Origin of the sequence: Streptomyces sp. 351MFTsu5.1 (genome assembly GCF_000383655.1) — a bacterium.
Taxonomy (GTDB): domain Bacteria; phylum Actinomycetota; class Actinomycetes; order Streptomycetales; family Streptomycetaceae; genus Streptomyces; species Streptomyces griseorubiginosus.
On the sequence record NZ_KB911782.1, the window covers coordinates 335052 to 353390 of the forward strand.

Annotated in this window: 14 protein-coding genes; 8 read left to right on the forward strand and 6 right to left on the reverse strand. The window is 70.9% G+C overall.

Going from position 1 to position 18339, the window contains the following annotated elements; translation table 11 throughout:
- The first annotated feature begins 3 nt into the window (after positions 1–3).
- Positions 4–1029, forward strand: a complete 1026-nt coding sequence (locus H295_RS0120425) for an ABC transporter substrate-binding protein (RefSeq protein WP_020137203.1) — start codon at positions 4–6, stop codon at positions 1027–1029.
- 100 nt (positions 1030–1129) lie between these two features.
- Positions 1130–2206: an NAD(P)-binding domain-containing protein gene (locus H295_RS0120430; protein ID WP_020137204.1), complete on the forward strand. Its 1077-nt coding sequence runs from the start codon at positions 1130–1132 to the stop codon at positions 2204–2206.
- Positions 2207–2273: 67 nt separating this feature from the next.
- On the opposite strand, the gene mltG is transcribed toward H295_RS0120430, so the two are convergent.
- Both mltG and H295_RS0120440 read right to left on the reverse strand, forming a co-directional pair.
- A complete protein-coding gene (gene mltG / locus H295_RS0120435; protein ID WP_020137205.1) occupies positions 2274–3125 on the reverse strand; it encodes an endolytic transglycosylase MltG in 852 nt (283 codons plus the stop codon).
- 43 nt (positions 3126–3168) lie between these two features.
- On the reverse strand, positions 3169–4980 hold the full coding sequence (locus tag H295_RS0120440) for an ABC transporter ATP-binding protein (RefSeq protein ID WP_020137206.1): 1812 nt from the start codon (positions 4978–4980) through the stop codon (positions 3169–3171).
- Between the two features lie 94 nt (positions 4981–5074).
- On the opposite strand from H295_RS0120440, the gene H295_RS0120445 reads away from it, so the two are divergent.
- Complete coding sequence (locus H295_RS0120445; protein ID WP_020137207.1) at positions 5075–5512, forward strand: MarR family winged helix-turn-helix transcriptional regulator; 438 nt, start codon at positions 5075–5077, stop codon at positions 5510–5512.
- 114 nt (positions 5513–5626) lie between these two features.
- Here H295_RS0120445 and H295_RS0120450 read toward each other — a convergent pair whose 3' ends face one another.
- The 3 genes from H295_RS0120450 to H295_RS0120460 form a co-directional block, all read right to left on the reverse strand.
- Entirely contained in the window at positions 5627–7000 is a 1374-nt protein-coding gene (locus tag H295_RS0120450) for a C4-dicarboxylate transporter DctA (RefSeq protein ID WP_020137208.1), read from the reverse strand.
- Positions 7001–7168: 168 nt separating this feature from the next.
- The gene (locus H295_RS0120455) at positions 7169–8845 is read right to left on the reverse strand and encodes a peptide-N4-asparagine amidase (RefSeq protein WP_028809565.1); all 1677 of its coding nucleotides are present in this window, start codon (positions 8843–8845) and stop codon (positions 7169–7171) included.
- A gap of 56 nt (positions 8846–8901) precedes the next feature.
- On the reverse strand, positions 8902–9648 hold the full coding sequence (locus H295_RS0120460) for a hypothetical protein (protein WP_020137210.1): 747 nt from the start codon (positions 9646–9648) through the stop codon (positions 8902–8904).
- 171 nt (positions 9649–9819) lie between these two features.
- On the opposite strand from H295_RS0120460, the gene H295_RS0120465 reads away from it, so the two are divergent.
- The 4 genes from H295_RS0120465 to H295_RS0120480 all read left to right on the forward strand — a co-directional run bounded on the left by H295_RS0120465 (position 9820) and on the right by H295_RS0120480 (position 14789).
- Positions 9820–11694, forward strand: a complete 1875-nt coding sequence (locus H295_RS0120465; RefSeq protein WP_020137211.1) for an ABC transporter transmembrane domain-containing protein — start codon at positions 9820–9822, stop codon at positions 11692–11694.
- Positions 11691–13472, forward strand: a complete 1782-nt coding sequence (locus tag H295_RS0120470; protein WP_020137212.1) for an ABC transporter ATP-binding protein — start codon at positions 11691–11693, stop codon at positions 13470–13472. The genes H295_RS0120465 and H295_RS0120470 overlap by 4 nt, the downstream gene beginning before the upstream one ends.
- Positions 13473–13988: 516 nt before the next feature.
- Positions 13989–14459, forward strand: coding sequence for a DUF5709 domain-containing protein (locus H295_RS0120475; RefSeq protein ID WP_020137213.1), 471 nt, complete (start codon positions 13989–13991; stop codon positions 14457–14459).
- Between the two features lie 69 nt (positions 14460–14528).
- A complete protein-coding gene (locus tag H295_RS0120480; protein WP_020137214.1) occupies positions 14529–14789 on the forward strand; it encodes a type B 50S ribosomal protein L31 in 261 nt (86 codons plus the stop codon).
- 62 nt (positions 14790–14851) lie between these two features.
- Here H295_RS0120480 and H295_RS0120485 read toward each other — a convergent pair whose 3' ends face one another.
- A complete protein-coding gene (locus H295_RS0120485) occupies positions 14852–15646 on the reverse strand; it encodes a metal-dependent hydrolase (RefSeq protein WP_028809566.1) in 795 nt (264 codons plus the stop codon).
- 145 nt (positions 15647–15791) lie between these two features.
- Here H295_RS0120485 and H295_RS0120490 point away from each other — a divergent pair, with 145 nt between their 5' ends.
- The gene (locus tag H295_RS0120490; RefSeq protein ID WP_020137216.1) at positions 15792–18305 is read left to right on the forward strand and encodes a DEAD/DEAH box helicase; all 2514 of its coding nucleotides are present in this window, start codon (positions 15792–15794) and stop codon (positions 18303–18305) included.
- Positions 18306–18339: the final 34 nt, after the last annotated feature.

Consider the following 18339-nt stretch of genomic DNA (forward strand, 5'->3'; position numbering starts at 1 on the left):
CCCATGCGACGCCGCCTCGCCCCCGCCGCACTGCTCCTCCCCTTCGCCCTCCTGCTCACCGCCTGCGGCGGAAACGCCACCGCCGGGACGGGCTCCGACACCGACGGCAAGGGCTCGCTGACGCTGAACGTCGGTGACCAGAAGGGCGGTTCGGAGGCCATCCTGCACGCCGCCGGAGAACTCAAGAACCTCGACTACAAGATCAAGTGGTCGACCTTCACCTCCGGCCCGCCGCTCCTGGAGGCCGTCAACGCCAAGGCCGTCGACATCGGCGGCGTCGGCAACACCCCGCCGGTCTTCGCGGCCGGCGCCGACTCGAAGATCACGGTGGTGGCGGCCTGGCACGGCACCTCCAAGGGCGACGCCCTCCTCGTACCGAACGGCTCGAAGCTGACCGATCCCGCGCAGCTCAAGGACAAGTCGGTGGCCGTGGCGCAGGGTTCCTCCGCCCACTACCAGCTGGTCGCCTCGCTGAAGGAGGCCGGGCTCGGCCTGAGCGACGTGAAGGTCAAGTACCTCCAGCCGGCCGACGCGCTGGCCGCGTTCACCTCCGGCAAGGTCGACGCGTGGGCGGTGTGGGACCCGTACACCTCGCAGATCCTTCAGGCCAAGCAGGGGCGGGTGCTGACCACCGGTGACGGGATCACCAACGGCCTGACCTTCCAGGTGGCTTCGCCGAGCGCACTGAAGGACCCGGAGAAGGTCGCCGCGATCAAGGACTACCTGGAGCGGCTGCGGCGCGCCTACAAGTGGGTCTACTCCCACGAGTCGGAGTGGGCGAAGGTCTGGGCGAAGGAGACGGGCCTGCCCGAGAACGTGGCACTCGCCGCGGTGAAGCGGACGTACACCACGCGGGTGGCCGTCGCGGTCGACCAGCAGCTGATCGCCTCGGAGCAGCGGATCGCCGACACCTTCACCCGGTTGAAGCTCATCCCGCGCAAGGTCGACTTCGGCGATTTCACGGACCCCCGGTTCAACAACGGCCTCCCGGCCTCCACCACCGCGCCGCGCCCCTCGGAGACGAACTGACGGGGGCAGCAGCGGATGCCGGCCCTGTATCCGGGGCGGGGCCGGCACGGCGATGATCCAGGTGGGGAAGATCCAGGACCCCGCAGCCGTTAGTAGAAACGTGAACAACGCGCGCGAGGTCGAGGTCGTCGTCATAGGTGCTGGTCAGGCGGGTCTGTCCAGCGCCTATCACCTGCGCCGCACCGGTTTCGAGCCGGAGCGCGACTTCGTGGTCCTGGACCACTCCCCCGCGCCCGGCGGCGCCTGGCAGTTCCGGTGGCCGTCGCTGACGTACGGCAAGGTGCACGGCATGCACGCGCTGCCGGGCATGGAGCTCACGGACGCCGATCCGGAGCGGCCGTCGTCGGCGGTGATCGCGGAGTACTTCGCCGCGTACGAGCGCGCCTTCGACCTCCGGGTACGACGCCCGGTCGACGTCCGTGCCGTGCGCGAGGGCGTCGACGGCAGGCTCCTCGTGGAGACCTCGGACGGCACCTGGTCGACCCGGGCGCTGATCAACGCGACCGGCACCTGGGACCGGCCGTTCTGGCCGCGCTATCCGGGCCAGGAGACCTTCCGCGGACGGCAGTTGCACACCGCGCAGTACCCGGGACCCGAGGCGTTCGCCGGGTTGCGGGTGGTCGTGGTGGGCGGCGGCGCGTCCGGTACCCAGCACCTGATGGAGCTCGCCCCCTACGCGGCGGCCACCACATGGGTCACCCGGAGCGAGCCGGTGTTCCGCGAAGGCCCCTTCACCGAGGACGTCGGCCGGGAGGCCGTGGCGCTCGTCGAGGAGCGGGTGCGGCAGGGGCTGCCGCCGAAGAGCGTGGTGTCGGTGACCGGGCTGCCGCTCAACGACGCGGTACGCCAGGCCCTCGCGGACGGCGTCCTGGACCGGCAGCCGATGTTCGAGCGGATCACGCCGGAGGGCGTGGAGTGGAAGGACGGACGGCGCGTCGACGCCGACGTCATCCTGTGGGCGACCGGTTTCCGGGCCGCCATCGAGCACCTGGCCCCGCTGAAGCTGCGCGAGCCGGGCGGCGGCATCCGGGTCGAGGGCACCCGCGCGGTCGCCGATCCCCGGGTCCATCTCGTCGGCTACGGCCCGTCGGCGAGCACCATCGGCGCCAACCGCGCGGGCCGCGCCGCCGTACGCGACATCAAGCGGCTGCTGGCAGAGGAGCCGGTGGCCGCTTGACGCTGCAACGCTTTCAGCTTCGGGTGACGCTGCGTCGCCTTCCGCTCGGGGTGACGTCTCGTCACTTTCAGTTCTGCTTGGCCGAGTTCTTCTGATTCTTGTTGAACTCGGCCACATTGCGCCGGTGTTCCTCGAAGTTGTCGGTGAAGCGGGTGTCGCCCGGCTTCACCGTCACGAAGTACAGCCAGTTGCCCGCGGCCGGGGCGATCGCCGCACGCATCGCCTCCTCACCGGGGTTGTCGATCGGCGTGGGCGGCAGGCCCATGCGCTGGTACGAGTTGTAGGGGCTGTCGATGCGGGTGTCGGCGCTCGTCGTCCGCAACGTGGAGCGGTTCAGGGCGTAGTTGACGGTGGAGTCCATCTGGAGCGGCATCCCTCGCTCCAGGCGGTTGAAGACGACCCGGGCGACCTTCGCCATGTCCGCCTTGGTCGCCGCCTCTGCCTGGACGATGCTCGCGATGGTGACGGCCTGGTAGACGTTCATGGCGTTGCGCTGGGCACCGGCCGCGATCGGGGCGCCGTTGAACCTCTTGTTGGCGGTGTCGACCATGAACGACAGCAGCGCCTCGGGCGTCGTCTTCCTGCCGTTCCGCTCCAGCGGGTACGTCGCCGGGAAGAGGTAGCCCTCCGGGTTGCCCTCCGCCTCGTTCGGCAGCTTGAGGTGCGCCCTGGCCAGGGACCTCTTGGCGGTCCCCGGCGGCTGGGCGAGAGCCTTGTCGACGGCGTCGTAGACCTGCCCCGCCCGCCAGCCCTCGGGGATGAGCAGGGTGGTGGGCTCCTTGGCGCCCTGGCCGCTGTCAAGCATCAGCAGCGGCACCGCCACGGCGGTGCCGGCCACGACGGCCCCGGTGGCGATGAGGACGAGACGCCCCCGGCGCGTCAGTCGGATCGTGCTCCGTGGCGGAGTGTTCTGGTACATGCGGGCACGGTAACCCGCATATCACCACAAACCCGGCATATTTTCAGCTTGTCGGTTCCAGTTGGGCATCTCGGCGTACGAGCGCCGCGTACCGCCCGTCCTGCTCCAGGAGCTCCTCGTGGGTGCCCCGCTCGGCCACCCGGCCGGAGTCGAGGACCACGATCTGGTCGGCATCGCGAATGGTGGACAGCCGGTGCGCGATGGTGAGCGTGGTGCGGTTGGCCGAGAGCGCGTCGATGGCCTCCTGCACGGCGTGCTCGGTACGCGTGTCCAGGGCGCTGGTCGCCTCGTCCAGGATGAGGACGGGCGGGTCCCGCAGAATGGTCCGCGCGATGGCGAGGCGCTGCTTCTCGCCTCCCGAGAAGCGATGACCGCGTTCGCCCACGACCGTGTCGTAGCCGTCGGGCAGGGACGCGATGTGGTCGTGGATCTGCGCCGCCCGCGCCGCCTGCTCGATCTCCTCGTCGGTCGCGTCCGGCTTCGCGAAGCGCAGGTTGTCGGCGACCGTGGCGTGGAAGAGGTACGTCTCCTGCGAGACGACCCCGATGGCCCGCGCGAGGGTGTCGAAGTCCAGGTCCCGGACATCGACCCCGTCTAGGGTGACCCGGCCGCCCGTCACGTCGTAGAGCCGCGGGACGAGATAGCCGAGGGTGGACTTGCCGGCGCCGGTCGAGCCGACGAGCGCGAGGCTGCTGCCCGCCGGGACCTCGATGTCGATGCCGGTGAGAACAGGGGCGCGCCCGCTGTCGTCGCCGTCGTACCGGAACTCGACGCCCTCCAGCCGGACCTCGCCCTTCACGCGGTCGAGGTGGACCGGGTCCTCCCGCTCGGTGATGTCGATCGGCAGGTCGAGGTACTCGAAGATGCGCTGGAAGAGCGCGAGCGAGGTCTGGATCTGGACGCCGGTCGACAGCAGGCTCACGGCCGGGCGGAACAGGCCCTGCTGGAGCGAGACGAAGGCGACGATGGTGCCGATGGAGATGTCCGGGCCGCCGGCCTGGAGGGCGATGCCCGCGGTCCAGTAGATGACGGCCGGCATCGCGGACATGACGATCCCGATCACGGCCATCCGCCAGCGCCCGGCCATGTTCGACCGCACTTCGAGGTCGACCAGGCTCTCGGACTCGTCGGCGAAGGAGCGGGTCAGCGAGTCGGAGCGGCCCATGGTGCGGCCGAGCAGGATGCCGCTGACGGAGAGCGACTCGGTGACGGTCGCGGCCATCGCGGCCATCTGCTTCTGGCGCTGGGTGGTGATCTTCTTGCGTTCGTTGCCGACCCGGCGGCTGATCCACACGAACACCGGGAGCAGCAGCAGCGAGACGACGGTCAGGCGCCAGTCGAGGGCGATCATCGCGACGATCGTGGCGACGACGCTGGTCAGGTTGGAGACGAGTGAGGTCGCGGTCGAGGTGACGGTGGCCTGCATGCCGCCGATGTCGTTGGCGATGCGGGACTGCACCTCGCCGGTGCGGGTGCGGGTGAAGAAGGCGAGCGACATGCGCTGGAGGCGGCCGTAGACCGCGGTGCGCAGGTCGTGCATGACGCGCTGTCCGACCGTGGTGGAGATCAGGGTCTGGGCGACGCCGAAGACGCCGGTGAGGACCGCGCTCAGGATCATGCCCAGCGCGAGCAGGCTGAGCAGTCCGGTGCGGCCCTGGGGGATCGCCACATCCAGCGTTTCCTTCAGCAGGAACGGGGTGGCGACGGTGACCAGGGATGAGGCGCCGACCAGCAGGCCGACGACGGCGAGCCGGGCGCGGTAGGGCTTGAAGAGCCGGAGGATGCGGCGCACCTGCCGGGGCTGGTCGGTCGAGGTGCCGGGCGTGGGGGTCCAGTCGATGTGATCGCGGGGCATGGTCTCCTGCGGAAGGTGAGGTGGTGAGGACCAACGGAGCTTAGCTCATTGTTACCTATACTCACAATGAACCAGGTCCTGATATTGTTCCCTCATGACCACGCCAGATTCCGACGGCCTGCTCGCCGAGCAGTTGCTCAGACTGACGCGCCGGGTGTTCCGCATCCAGAAGCGCCACCTGGGACAGCGCGGTCTCGGCGTCACCCCCGCGCAGTCCCGGCTGCTGCGCACCCTCGCACACTGCGACGCACCGCCGCGCATGGCCGACCTCGCCGAGCGGCTGGAGGTGGTCCCGCGGGCCGTGACCAGTCTCGTCGACGCGCTGGAGGACGGCGGCAAGGTGCGCCGGGTGCCGGATCCGACCAACCGCCGGGTGATCCGTATCGAGCTGACCGAGGACGGCGTCAAGACCCTGCGCGAGCTGCACGACGTACGCAGGACCGCCGCGGAGGAGATCCTCGCTCCGTTGTCGGACGAGCAACGCGCGGCACTCGCAGAGCTGCTGGACACGCTCGTGGACGGGCAGCACTGAGGAACGAGCGAGGCCACCACTCCGGTCGTAGGGAGCGGTGACCTCGGGGCGTCGCGGTCGCAGGGCGTCGCGGTCGCGGGGCGTCGCGGTCGCGGGGCGTCGCGGTCGCGGGCGTCAACTCACCTCGGCGGCAGGCTCCTTGACGACCGGCTCATTGACGACCGAAGCCGGGGCCGGCTCTTCCTCCGCCTCGGGTACGGCCTCGCCGTCCAGCACCTTCTTCGCCTTGTCGATGTCCAGGGCGCCCTCCCAGCGGGACACCGCGAAGACCGCGACGCAGTTGCCGAGGAGGTTGGTCACGACACGCATCGAGTCCATGATGCGGTCGACACCGAGGAGCAGGGCCACCGCGCCGGCCGGGATCGCGCCGAGCGAGGCGGCCGTGGCGGACAGGGCGAGGAACGCCGAGCCGGGGATGCCCGCCATGCCCTTGCTCGTCAGCATCAGCACCAGGACCACGGTGATCTGCTGACCGAGGCTGAGGTCGACGCCGACGGCCTGGGCGATGAACAGCGTGCCGATGGAGAGGTAGAGCGAGGCGCCGTCGAGGTTGAAGGAGTAGCCGGTCGGCAGCACCAGGCCCACCGCGTCGTCGCGCGCGCCGGCCTTGCGCAGCTTCTGCATCACGCGCGGCATGACGGACTCGGTGGACGCGGTGCCGAGCGCGAGCAGCATCTCCTCGCGGATGTAGCGCAGGAACTTCCACAGGCTGAGCCCGGTGAGCGCCTTGAGCGCGACGGCGAGCAGCGCGATGAAGAGCGCGGCGGCCACGTAGCACAGGACGATCAGCTTGGCGTAGGTCTCGATGACGCCGAGGCCGTACTGGCCGATCAGGACCGCCATCGCGCCGAACACCGCGATCGGCGCGAGACGCATCACGAAGCCGACGATCGCGAAGATGATCTCCTGGGCCTGCTCGATGGCAGGCAGCACCCGCGGGACCTTGGTGTGCCCGAGGTGCAGCAGCGCGGCACCCACCAGACAGGCCAGGATGAGCACCTGGAGCAGGGAGTTCTCGGCGAAGGCGCCGATGAAACTGGTGGGCAGCGCGTTGACGATGAACTCGGTCGTCGAGGGCAGGTGTCCGCCGGCCGTCTTGGCGTCCACGGCCGCGGAGTTGAGCGTCGCGGGGTCGACGTGCATCCCCGAGCCGGGCTGGACGACGTTGGCGGCGAGCAGTCCGATGACCAGCGCGAGGGTGCTCGCGACCTCGAACCAGATCAGCGCCTTGAGCCCGATCCGGCCGAACGCCTTGAGATCGCCCGCCTTGGCGATGCCGACGACGACCACGCAGAACACGAGCGGCGAGATGATCGTCTTGATGAGCCGGGTGAAGCCGTCGCCGAGCGGCTGGAGGTCCGAGGCGAAGCCGGGCCACAGCTTTCCGACGACGATGCCGAGGACCAGCGCCACGGCGACCTGGACGAAGAGAGAGGTACGCAGTATGTGTGCGACGCGTCGCGGCAGGGACGGGACGGACGGCGGCACGGGCACTCCTTGGGGGGACGGGGAGCCACAGAAGCCAGGGGAGACTTCTGCGATACGGAAAGCGGCTTCCGTGATGACTACTCTGGAGGGACCGTTGATCGCCTACGAGACCGCCGTGTTTCCGCCGCGTAAATCACGCACCCTGTGACGCACCGCACACAACTCGGCTCAGCAGCCGTCGCGTTCCTCGGTCAGCACTCCCTGCACGGTCACGAGTGACCGGTCGTGGCATCCGGCCGAACCCCGGAGCCGGTACCGCTCGCTCGTCGTGCCGACCGCGTGCCGCTGATCGCGCGGGACGTTGATCGTGTAGGTGGCGTCGCCCGAGTAGGTGTCGTCGAGCCGGGACCACGCCGTGCGACGGCCGCCTCGGCTCACCGTGGACTCGGCGCGGTCACCGAGGGTCAGCACGGTCCGGAGGCGGTCGCCCGCGCCGACGGTGGTCGTGCCGCCCATCGTGTACGTCCGGTGGATGCGGGTGGTGCGGGCCGGGCCACGGCCGTCCACGGTCACCGATTCGTCGTCCGTCCAGGTGGCCTTGAGCGCGTCGGGGTTCTCGCCGTCACCCCAGCGATGGGTGGACGTGTTCGCCAGTGAGCGGCGGACGGTGGTCGTCACCCGGCCGTGCGAGGTGTCCACGTACCCGGCGACGGTGAGCCGGTGGTCACCCTCGGTGTCCACGCGCTGCTCCGAACCGGGCGTCCAGACGGAGGAGTTGGCGAGGTCACCGCTGTCGTGCGCGGTGAGTCTCCCGGTGACATGCTCGCTCCTGGTGTCCTGCCAGACGAGGACGTTCACCGGCGTGCTCCACCCGGACTGCCCCGCGGCCACACCGGCCACCGAGACCTCCACGCGATGCGGGCGCCCGTCGTTGAGGATCCCGGCGAAAGGGGTCAGGTCGTATTCGATCGGCTTGACGTCGAAGGCGCGGGGGCCCGGAACGACGTACCAGAGAAAGGGGTTGGACCAGCCCCCGGTCCACACGGTCGGGAACGGGGCGGCGATGCCGGCGAGTTGGCCGTCGACCTTGATCTGAACCTCGCGGTAGGGGCCGCCGTCGGCCTGGCAGGAGTACGGCGCGTTCGACGGCACCGTCAGATACCAGTACTCCTCGCAGCCGCCGCCGGACCCGGTGGCGTACACCTCGGCGACGATGCGTTCGCTGTTGCGCGGGGCGGTGAGGGTCCCGTCGGCGAGGGTGAGCACGCGGCCGGGAGTGCTGCGGGCGTCCGGTGCGCCGGCGTAGAACGTCAGCGTCACCTTCACGTCGATGATGCCGGTGTACGTGTCGTCGACGACGTTCCCGATGAGCATCTCGACGTCCTGGCCGCGGCGGAGTGTGTCGCTGTAGCGGGTGACGTCCTTCTCCACGGACCACTCGATGCCGTCGGGCGAGGGCTGCGGGGTGGATGTGCGGAGGACCTCGACCCCGCCGATGTGCAGATACCCGAGCCGGTCGAACTGCCGTCCCTTGACGTGGCCTTCGAGACGCAGCACGACCTTGCTCCAGCGGTCGCCGCAGCCCTTGGGCGGGGCGTATGTGCCGGTGTACGGCGTGAAGTCGCGGAACCGCGCTTCGGCGACGGTGACCCGGCAGGACCTGCCCGGGGGTCTGGCGACCGGCGGGGCGGCGGTGACGGGGTCGTGCCAGTCGGTGCCGAACTCGGCGGGAACGGGGGTGGGTTGATCTGCGGGGACGGTGGCGGGTTGATCCGCGGGAGCCGTCGGTCGGGCTGACGGTGTCTGAGCGGGGCGCGCTGCCGACTGGGCCGGCGCCGCTCCGAGCAGTGTGCTCACCAGGAGGGTCACCCCGGTAAGCATGGACATGACTATCCGTCTCTTCATGGCCGTGTTCTACGGCGAGTCGGGCGTCCCCCGCAATGCCGCCTCCCCCAGCCGGCCTACGCCGCCAGGTCCGCCCCGTCCCCCATCACCACCACGGGATGCCGGTCAGGATCGAGCGTGCGCAGCAGATACCGCATCGCCGGCCGGGACACGCTGACACAGGCCGACGTGCCGCTGCCGTGGTCCATGTGCAGCCAGATGCCACCGCCCTTGGCGTAACCCTCGGGCCGCGTCTGGTTGTTGGGCGGGGTGCCCTCGACACGGTTGTAGTCGACGGCGATCACGTAGTCGAAGTCGTGCCAGTAGGACCGGGGCCACCAGCGCGGGGCGGCGATCGCGGCCGACCTCGTGTACGGCAGCCGCGCGCCGGGGTCCGGGAGCACGCCGCCCGCGTCACTGAGCGTGAACACCCCGACCGGGCTGCGCCGGTCGCCCTCGTGATGGTCGGTGGTCCAGCCCTTCTTGCCGTTGTGGGCGGCCCAGCCGCGGACACGGTCCCAGCCGGAGCCCTGCCTGGTGTACAGCACCAGGGTGGCGTCCGCGGAGTTCCTGCCGTCGCCGTAGACCGCGACGACCTGGCGGGAGTCCGCGGGGATGCGCTTGTGGAGGCGGTCGCCGACACCGGGGATACGGGTCGGTCGGTCCTCGGATGCGACCCCAGTCTCGGTGTGGGGGACGGGGGTGGCGGGCGTGGGGGTGGTGCCGGTGCGTGCCGGGTCCGGGCCGCCGCACCCTCCGAGGAGCAGCAGCGCTGCCACCGCTGTCGTGATCACCGCGATCCGCCGTACGCCTCCGTCTCCCATCGCTCCATGGTCGCACCGGCGCCCTGCGGCGGCCGAGCCGGTTTTCCGTGCGTCGCGGCGGAAAACCTGTTGCCTCCGGACACGCTCTGCCGCGAACCTTTCACGGTTTGCAGCCGCCGTGCGCGGCTCTTCTCCCACCCCCCTGACACGAGCAACCGGGACACACCCCTCATGCAGATCCAAGACCTTCCGTATGCCGATCCGGGAGTGCCCGACGCACGCTCGGGCCCCCGGTTCCTGTGGTGGCTCTTCAGGAACCAGCTGGGCGGTCAGTTCAAGTCGCTGGCCTGGGGACTGCTGCACTTCCTCTCGGTCTCCGCGCTGCCCTTCTGCGTCGGCGTGGCCGTACAGGCCGTCGTCGACCACTCCGGCCGCCGACTCGCCCTCGCCGGCGGACTGCTGGCGCTGTGCTGCGTCGGCAACGCGGTCGGCGACACCTTCCTGCACCGCACCGCCGTCACCAACTGGATCACGGCCGCCGCACGCGTCCAGCAGTTGCTGGCCCGCAAGGCCGCGCACCTGGGTTCGGCGCTGACCCGACGGGTCGCGGCCGGCGAGGTCGTGGCCGTCTCCACCGGTGACGTCGAGAAGATCGGCTGGTTCGTGGAGGCCTGGTCCCGGTTCACCGCGGCGGCCGTCACGATCGTCGTGGTCTGCGTCGGGCTGGTCGTCTACCAGCCGGCGCTCGGCCTGGTGGTCGCCGTGGGCCTGCCGGTGCTGGCCCTCTCGGTGCTGCCCCTGCTGCCCCGGGCGACCAGACGCGCCGACTTCCAGCGCGAGAAGGCGGGCCGCGCCACCGAGCTGGCCTCCGACACCGTCGCCGGGCTGCGCGTACTGCGCGGCATCGGCGGTGAGGAGCTCTTCCTCGACCGCTACCGCAGGGCCTCCCAGGAGGTCCGCCACGCGGCCGTGCGCAGTGCCCGGATGTGGTCGCTGATCGCCGCGATCCAGGTCCTGCTGCCGGGTCTGCTGCTGATCGCGGTCGTCTGGTACGGCGTCCACCTGGCCCGCCAGGGCCGCGTCGAGATCGGCGAACTGGTCGCCGTCTACAGCTCGGTGATGATCCTGACCTACCCGCTGCGGCACTTCGAGGAGATCGCCATGGCGTACTCCTTCTCCCGTCCCTCGGCCACCCGGGCCGCCCGGGTGCTGTCGTTGGAACGGGCCACGTCGGCCGACGGGGTGGCGGCTGCGGAGGTGCCGGGAGACGTGCCCTCCGGGGACCTGTACGACCCGGCCACCGGTCTGCTCGCCCCTTCCGGACGGCTCACCGCGGTGGTCTGCGGCGACCCGGACGCGGCGGGGCTGCTGGCCGAACGGCTCGGTGGGCACCCCTCGGAGCAGGGCATCTCCGTGCTGCTGGGCGGCGTGCCGCTGGACGAGCTGCCGCTCGACTCGGCGCGCACCGCCGTGCTCGTCCAGGACAAGGACCCGGTGCTGCTCTCCGGCAGCCTGCGCGAACTGCTCGACGTGCCCGCCTCGGGAGACGTCGGTGCCGTGGAGGCGCTCGCCGCCGCACAGTGCGCGGACGTACTGGCCGCCCTGGTCCAGGGGTCCCTGGACGCCGACGACCCGATGGACGCCCGCATCACCGAACGCGGACGCTCCCTCTCGGGCGGCCAGCGCCAACGGCTCGCCCTGGCCCGCTCGCTCTTCACCGACCCGGAGGTGCTCGTCCTGGACGAACCGACCTCCGCGGTGGATTCGCACACCGAGGCCCGGATCGCGGACGGCGTACGGGACCTGCGGAGCGGGCGGACCACGGTGGTCTTCACCTCCTCGCCCCTGCTCCTGGACCGCGCCGACCGCGTGGTGCTCGTCCACGAAGGCGAGGTCGCGGCGGTCGGCGTGCACCGCGAGCTGGTGCACAAGGAACCGCGGTACCGGGCGGTCGTCACCCGCGAGACGGACGACGAGGCCGCGCTGAACGAGGTGCGGCACGAGAACGCAGTACGGCACGGGAACGCAGTAGGACACGAGAAGGACGGCGAACCGCACACGCACAGCGTGCTGCACGCCCTGGAAGAGATCGAGGAGAGCGCATGATCGGCGTGGCGCCACCGGCGTACGACCCGGCGGCACCGACGACGGCGAACACCTTGCCCGTCGGAGCCCCCGCGACCGTACGCGCCTACGTGGCCGAACTGTTCCGCCGGCACCGCCGCGCCTTCGCACTCCTCGTCGGCGTGAACACGGTCTCGGTGGTGGCCTCCATGGTGGGGCCCTGGCTGCTCGGCGACCTCGTCGAGCGGGTCTCGGACGGAGCGCGCGAACTCCATCTCGAGCTGACCGCGGGGCTGTTCGTCGTCGCCCTGGTCGTCCAGGCCGTCTTCGTCCGGCAGGTGCGGCTGCGCGGTTCGATGCTCGGCGAGCAGATGCTGGCCGACCTGCGGGAGGACTTCCTCGTGCGGTCGGTCGGCCTGCCGCCCGGCGTCCTGGAACGGGCCGGGACCGGCGACCTGCTGTCCCGGATCACGACCGACATCGACCGGCTCGGCAACGCCATGCGCGAGGCCGTACCGCAACTGGCGATCGGTGTGGTGTGGGCGGCCCTGCTGCTGGGCGGACTCGTGATCACCGCGCCGCCGCTGGCCGCCGCCGTCCTGCTCGCCCTGCCGCTGCTGATCGCCGGCTGCCGCTGGTACTTCAAGCGGGCGCCCTCCGCCTACCGCTCGGAGGCCGCCGGGTACGCCGCGGTGGCCGCCGCGCTCGCGGAGACCGTGGACGCCGGACGCACGGTCGAGGCGCACCGGCTCGGTGCCCGCCGCATCGAGCTCTCGGAGCGGCGGATCAAGGAGTGGACCGCCTGGGAGCGGTACACGCTGTGGCTGCGGTCCGTGCTCTTCCCGTGCATCAACGTCAGCCACGTGATGATCCTCTCGTCGGTGCTGATGGTCGGCGGGGTGTTCGTCCTCCAGGGCTGGATCGGGGTCGGCCAGCTCACGACCGGTGCGCTGATCGCGCAGATGCTGATCGACCCGGTCGGGCTGATCCTGCGCTGGTACGACGAGCTCCAGGTGGCCCAGGTGTCGCTGGCCCGGCTGGTGGGCGTCCGGGACGTCGAGCCGGCCGGCACGGACGCCGGGCTGGCGCCCGACGGGCGGGAGGTGCGTGCGGACCGGGTGCACTTCGGCTACCTGGAGGGCGTGGACGTCCTGCGCAAGGTGTCCCTGGAGGTCGCGCCCGGTACCCGGATGGCGCTGGTCGGTCCCTCGGGCGCCGGCAAGTCCACCCTGGGCAGACTGCTGGCCGGCATCTACGCGCCGCGGGACGGCCGGGTCACCCTGGGCGGCGCCGAGCTGTCCGGGATGTCCGCCGAACGGGTCCGTGAGCACGTGGCCCTCGTCAACCAGGAGCACCACGTCTTCGTGGGCTCCCTGCGCGACAACCTCCTGCTCGCCCGGACGGACGCCACGGACGCCGAGCTGTGGGCGGCTCTGGGCGCGGTCGACGCGGACGGGTGGGCACGCGCGCTCGACGACGGCCTGGACACCGAGGTCGGCTCGGGCGGGCTGACCGTCACCCCCGCCCAGGCACAGCAGGTGGCGCTGGCCCGTCTCGTGCTGGCCGACCCGCACACCCTGGTCCTCGACGAGGCGACGTCGCTGCTCGACCCCCGGGCGGCCCGTCACCTGGAACGCTCCCTGGCCCGCGTCCTCGACGGCCGCACGGTCGTCGCGATCGCCCACCGCCTCCACACCGCCCACGACGCGGACGTCATCGCCGTAGTCGAGAACGGCCGCATCAGCGAGCTGGGCAGCCACGAGGAGCTGGTCACGGCGGACGGCGCGTACGCGGCGCTGTGGCGGTCCTGGCACGGGTGAGGAACGGGGCGGCGGGGTGGTGGCCGCCGGGGTGGTCGGCAGCAGGATGGTCGGCGGCGGAGTGACGGACGCCTGGGTGCTGGGCGCCGGGTGGGTGGGGCGTGGGTGGATGGGGCGTGGGTGGGCAGACTCGTCGGAGGACGGGGTCGCCCTGGCCAGAGCGGGGCGAACGGTCCGGGACGAACGGTCCGGGGCCGCCCCGCCCCACGCCCGACCCACGGCCACCTCACACCCCGCCCGGCCGCGTCCCCTCCGACCACCACCCCACCCCACGCCCCGGCCCCGCCCACCCCCGCCCCACTGCGCGCCCCGGCCCCGGAGACCCTCGCTCCAGCGAGCGCAGCGCCCCTGGCGTTGCGCGGTCCCGAACCGGGGTGGAAGGCTGGACAGCAGCACCGGCTCAGGGAGCGCGTGCGGGCGGCTCGGGCCGCCTGCGGGCGCGGCAAGTGCCCCGGCGGTCCGTGGCCCGCCTGGGCTGCGGAGGATCGGGCCCGTCCCCTTCACCTGGAGGTACCCGTGGACAGCTCCGACGGATGGGGAGACGACGTCTACCAGCCCGACGGCTCCGAGATCCAGGACGACGCGGGGCTGCTCGACGCGGAGGACACCCTGGAGGACGACGGGGTCGACGACCCCCTCGACCGCGGCTGGTCCCCACCGGACAGACCGTGGGCGGTGGAGCACACCGGCGTGACCGCCGCGGAGCGCCGGGAGGGCGAGACGCTGGACCAGCGGCTCGCCGAGGAACTCCCCGACTACGTGCCGTCCGACGGCGACGGCATCGGCGACGTGGACGGCACCGACGGCGAACTCCTGGACAACGAGGTCGGCGCGATGCGCTCCGGTCGTCTCGTGGCCCCCGACGAAGGGGCTCACGAGGACGAGGAGAGCGCGCTGGTCGCCACGGACGTGGGCATCGACGGCGCCGCGGCGTCCGCCGAGGAGGCGGCGATGCACATCGTGGACGAGGAGACCCTGTCCGGCTGAGAAGACGGCTGAAGAGACGGCTGAGAACACGGCTGAGAGCACGACACCCGCAGCACACGAGGAGCCGCCATGCAGCAGGACAAGCACCCCGCCTACCACGAGGTCGTCTTCCGTGACCGCTCCGCCGGTTACGCCTTCCTGACCCGCTCCACCGCGACCAGCGATCAGACCATCGAGTGGGACGACGGCGAGACCTACCCGGTGGTGGACGTGGAGATCTCCTCGGAGAGCCACCCCTTCTACACCGGGAAGGCGCGCACGGTGGACTCCGAGGGGCGCGTCGCCGCCTTCGAGCGGCGGTACGGCGGCGGGACCGGCCAGGACGGCTGACCGACCGGCCGCCCCCGACGCCCCCGGGCCCGGGGGCGTAACAGTCCCCCCGCGCCCCGGCCTCAGATGAAGTTCAGCGCCGCCGCGCAGCCCACTCCCCCGAGCAGCATGAACGCCGGCATCAGCACCTTCAGCTCGACCCAGCTGCCCGCGCGGAACCGCATCACCTTCGGCGGTCCGATGGGGTACCAGCGCTTGCGACCCACCGGGATCGGCCACAGGATCGGGCAGCCCGACACCGTCAGCGCGTCCCCGATGTCGTGCACGAGCGCACCCAGGATCACCGGCAGTCCCAGCCACATGTACTCCTGGCCGGGCTGGGTGAACAGCCAGTCCGAGCCGTTGCCCGGCTTGTCCAGGACACCGGCGATGATCCACGCACTCGTCGCGGCCAGCAGCCAGACCAGGACGTCGGCACTCGAACCCCGGGTGGCCCGCCACAGCAGGCCCTCGATGGCCAGCACCATGTGCACGAAGAGGATCGCCAGCACGGCCCACCGGTCGCCGGTGATCGCCGCCACCGAGCAGCCCACCCCGATCAGGACGGCCCACAGCCAGGTGTGCGTGAGCGTGCGGTGACCGCCGGAACGACGAGGGTCGCCCTGCTTCCTGGTGGCCTTGTAGACGGCGTAGGAGAGCTTGTCGACGATCTCGCACAAGGCCCGTGAGACCGGCCCGAAGGCCCGCGAGATCGTGGCCGCCTTGTGGTCGAGGTCGGGAGCGAGCGCGGCACCAGCGCAGATCAGCGCTCCGGCCAGCAGCACGGGCCACGGCATGGTGTGCCCCGTGGCGGCGGCAGCCGCTCCTACGCCCAGCCAGGCCGCGGCGCCCGACAGTGAGTGTGCTGGTCCCATCATCGGCGTTGCCCGCCCCATTCCTCGTGTGCCACCGTCCAGTTGACCGGCTGCGCTGACGCTCCGTCGGCGACACAGCGTACTGGTCATGATCTTCCTGCCGACAACCGATTCCCCTGTAGGGCAGGAGGCCAGGCAAGATGGGTCCGTGACCCTCATCGATCAGCTGCCGCAGACCGCAGACCCCGACGCCCTCTACGAAGCCTTCGAGTCGTGGGCCGGGGAGCGGGGTCTCACGCTCTACCCCCACCAGGAGGAGGCGCTGATCGAGGTGGTCTCCGGCGCGAACGTGATCGTGTCGACGCCCACCGGCTCCGGCAAGAGCATGATCGCGGCGGGCGCCCACTTCGCCGCCCTGGCGCGCGACGAGGTCACCTTCTACACCGCGCCCATCAAGGCGCTGGTCTCGGAGAAGTTCTTCGAGCTGTGCAAGATGTTCGGCACCGAGAACGTCGGCATGCTGACCGGTGACGCCTCCGTCAACGCCGACGCGCCCGTGATCTGCTGCACCGCCGAGGTCCTCGCGTCGATCGCGCTGCGCGACGGCAAGCAGGCGGACGTCGGCCAGGTCGTCATGGACGAGTTCCACTTCTACGCGGAGGCGGACCGCGGCTGGGCCTGGCAGATCCCGATCCTGGAGCTCCCGCAGGCGCAGTTCATCCTGATGTCGGCCACGCTCGGCGACGTCTCGATGTTCGAGAAGGACCTCACCCGGCGCACCGGGCGGCCGACGTCGGTGGTCCGCTCGGCGACCCGCCCCGTCCCGCTCTCCTACGAGTACAGGCTCACCCCGCTCACCGAGACCCTGACCGAGCTCCTGGAGACCAAGCAGGCACCGGTCTACATCGTGCACTTCACACAGGCGCAGGCCGTGGAGCGGGCGCAGGCGCTGATGAGCATCAACATGTGCTCGCGCGAGGAGAAGGACCAGATCGCCGAGCTGATCGGCAACTTCCGCTTCACCACAAAGTTCGGCCGCAACCTCTCCCGTTACGTCCGCCACGGCATCGGCGTCCACCACGCCGGCATGCTGCCCAAGTACCGGCGGCTGGTGGAGAAGCTCGCCCAGGCCGGTCTGCTGAAGGTCATCTGCGGTACCGACACCCTTGGCGTCGGTGTCAACGTGCCCATCCGCACGGTGCTGTTCACGGCGCTGACCAAGTACGACGGCAACCGTGTCCGCACCCTGCGTGCCCGTGAGTTCCACCAGATCGCGGGGCGCGCAGGCCGGGCCGGCTTCGACACCGCGGGCTTTGTCGTCGCCCAGGCGCCCGAGCACGTCGTCGAGAACGAGAAGGCGCTCGCCAAGGCCGGTGACGATCCGAAGAAGCGCCGCAAGGTCGTCCGCAAGAAGGCACCCGAGGGATTCGTCGCCTGGTCGGACAGCACCTTCGAGAAGCTGATCGCCTCCGAGCCGGAGCCGCTGACGTCCCGCTTCCGGGTCACCCACACCATGCTCCTGTCGGTGATCGCCCGCCCGGGCAACGCCTTCGAGGCCATGCGGCACCTCCTGGAGGGCAACCACGAGCCGCGCAAGCAGCAACTGCGGCACATCCGGCGGGCGATCGCCATCTACCGTTCGCTGCTGGACGGCGGCATCGTCGAGAAGCTCGACGAGCCCGACGCCGCCGGCCGGATCGTCCGCCTCACCGTCGACCTCCAGCAGGACTTCGCGCTCAACCAGCCGCTGTCCACGTTCGCGCTCGCCGCGTTCGAGCTGCTCGACCCCGAATCGCCGTCCTACGCCCTGGACATGGTGTCGGTCGTGGAGTCCACGCTGGACGACCCCCGGCAGATCCTCGTCGCCCAGCTGAACAAGGCCAAGGGCGAGGCGGTGGCCGCGATGAAGGCGGACGGCGTCGAGTACGAGGAGCGCATGGAGCGCCTTCAGGACGTCAGCTACCCGAAGCCCCTGGAGGAGCTGCTCTTCCACGCGTACAACACGTACCGCAAGAGCCATCCGTGGGTCGGCGACCATCCGCTCTCCCCGAAGTCCGTCATCCGTGACATGTACGAACGGGCCATGTCCTTCACGGAGTTGGTGTCCTTCTACGAGCTGGCCCGCACCGAGGGCATCGTGCTGCGCTACCTCGCGAGCGCGTACAAGGCGCTCGACCACAACATCCCGGACGACCTGAAGTCCGAGGACCTCCAGGACCTGATCGAGTGGCTCGGCGAGACGGTCCGCCAGGTCGACTCCAGCCTCCTGGACGAGTGGGAGCAGCTCGCCAACCCGGAGGTGATGACCGCCGAGGAGGCTCAGGAGAGGGCCGACGAGGTCAAGCCGGTCACCACCAACGCGCGCGCCTTCCGGGTCCTGGTCCGCAACGCCATGTTCCGCCGCGTGGAACTCGCCGCCCTGGACCAGGTCGAGGAGCTCGGCGAGATGGACGCCGACGCCGGCTGGGACGCCGACGCGTGGGGCGAGGCGATGGACAAGTACTGGGACGAGTACGACGACCTCGGCACCGGCCCCGACGCACGCGGCCCGAAGCTGCTGCGGATCGAGGAGGAGCCGGAGAACAGGCTGTGGCGCGTCCGCCAGACCTTCGCCGACCCGAACGGCGACCACGACTGGGGCATCAGTGCGGAGGTCGACCTCACCGCGTCCGACGCGGAGGGCCGCGCGGTCGTCCGGGTCACCGACGTCGGCCAGCTGTGAGCCCGGGGCCAGTTGTGAGCGCGCGGCCCCTCGC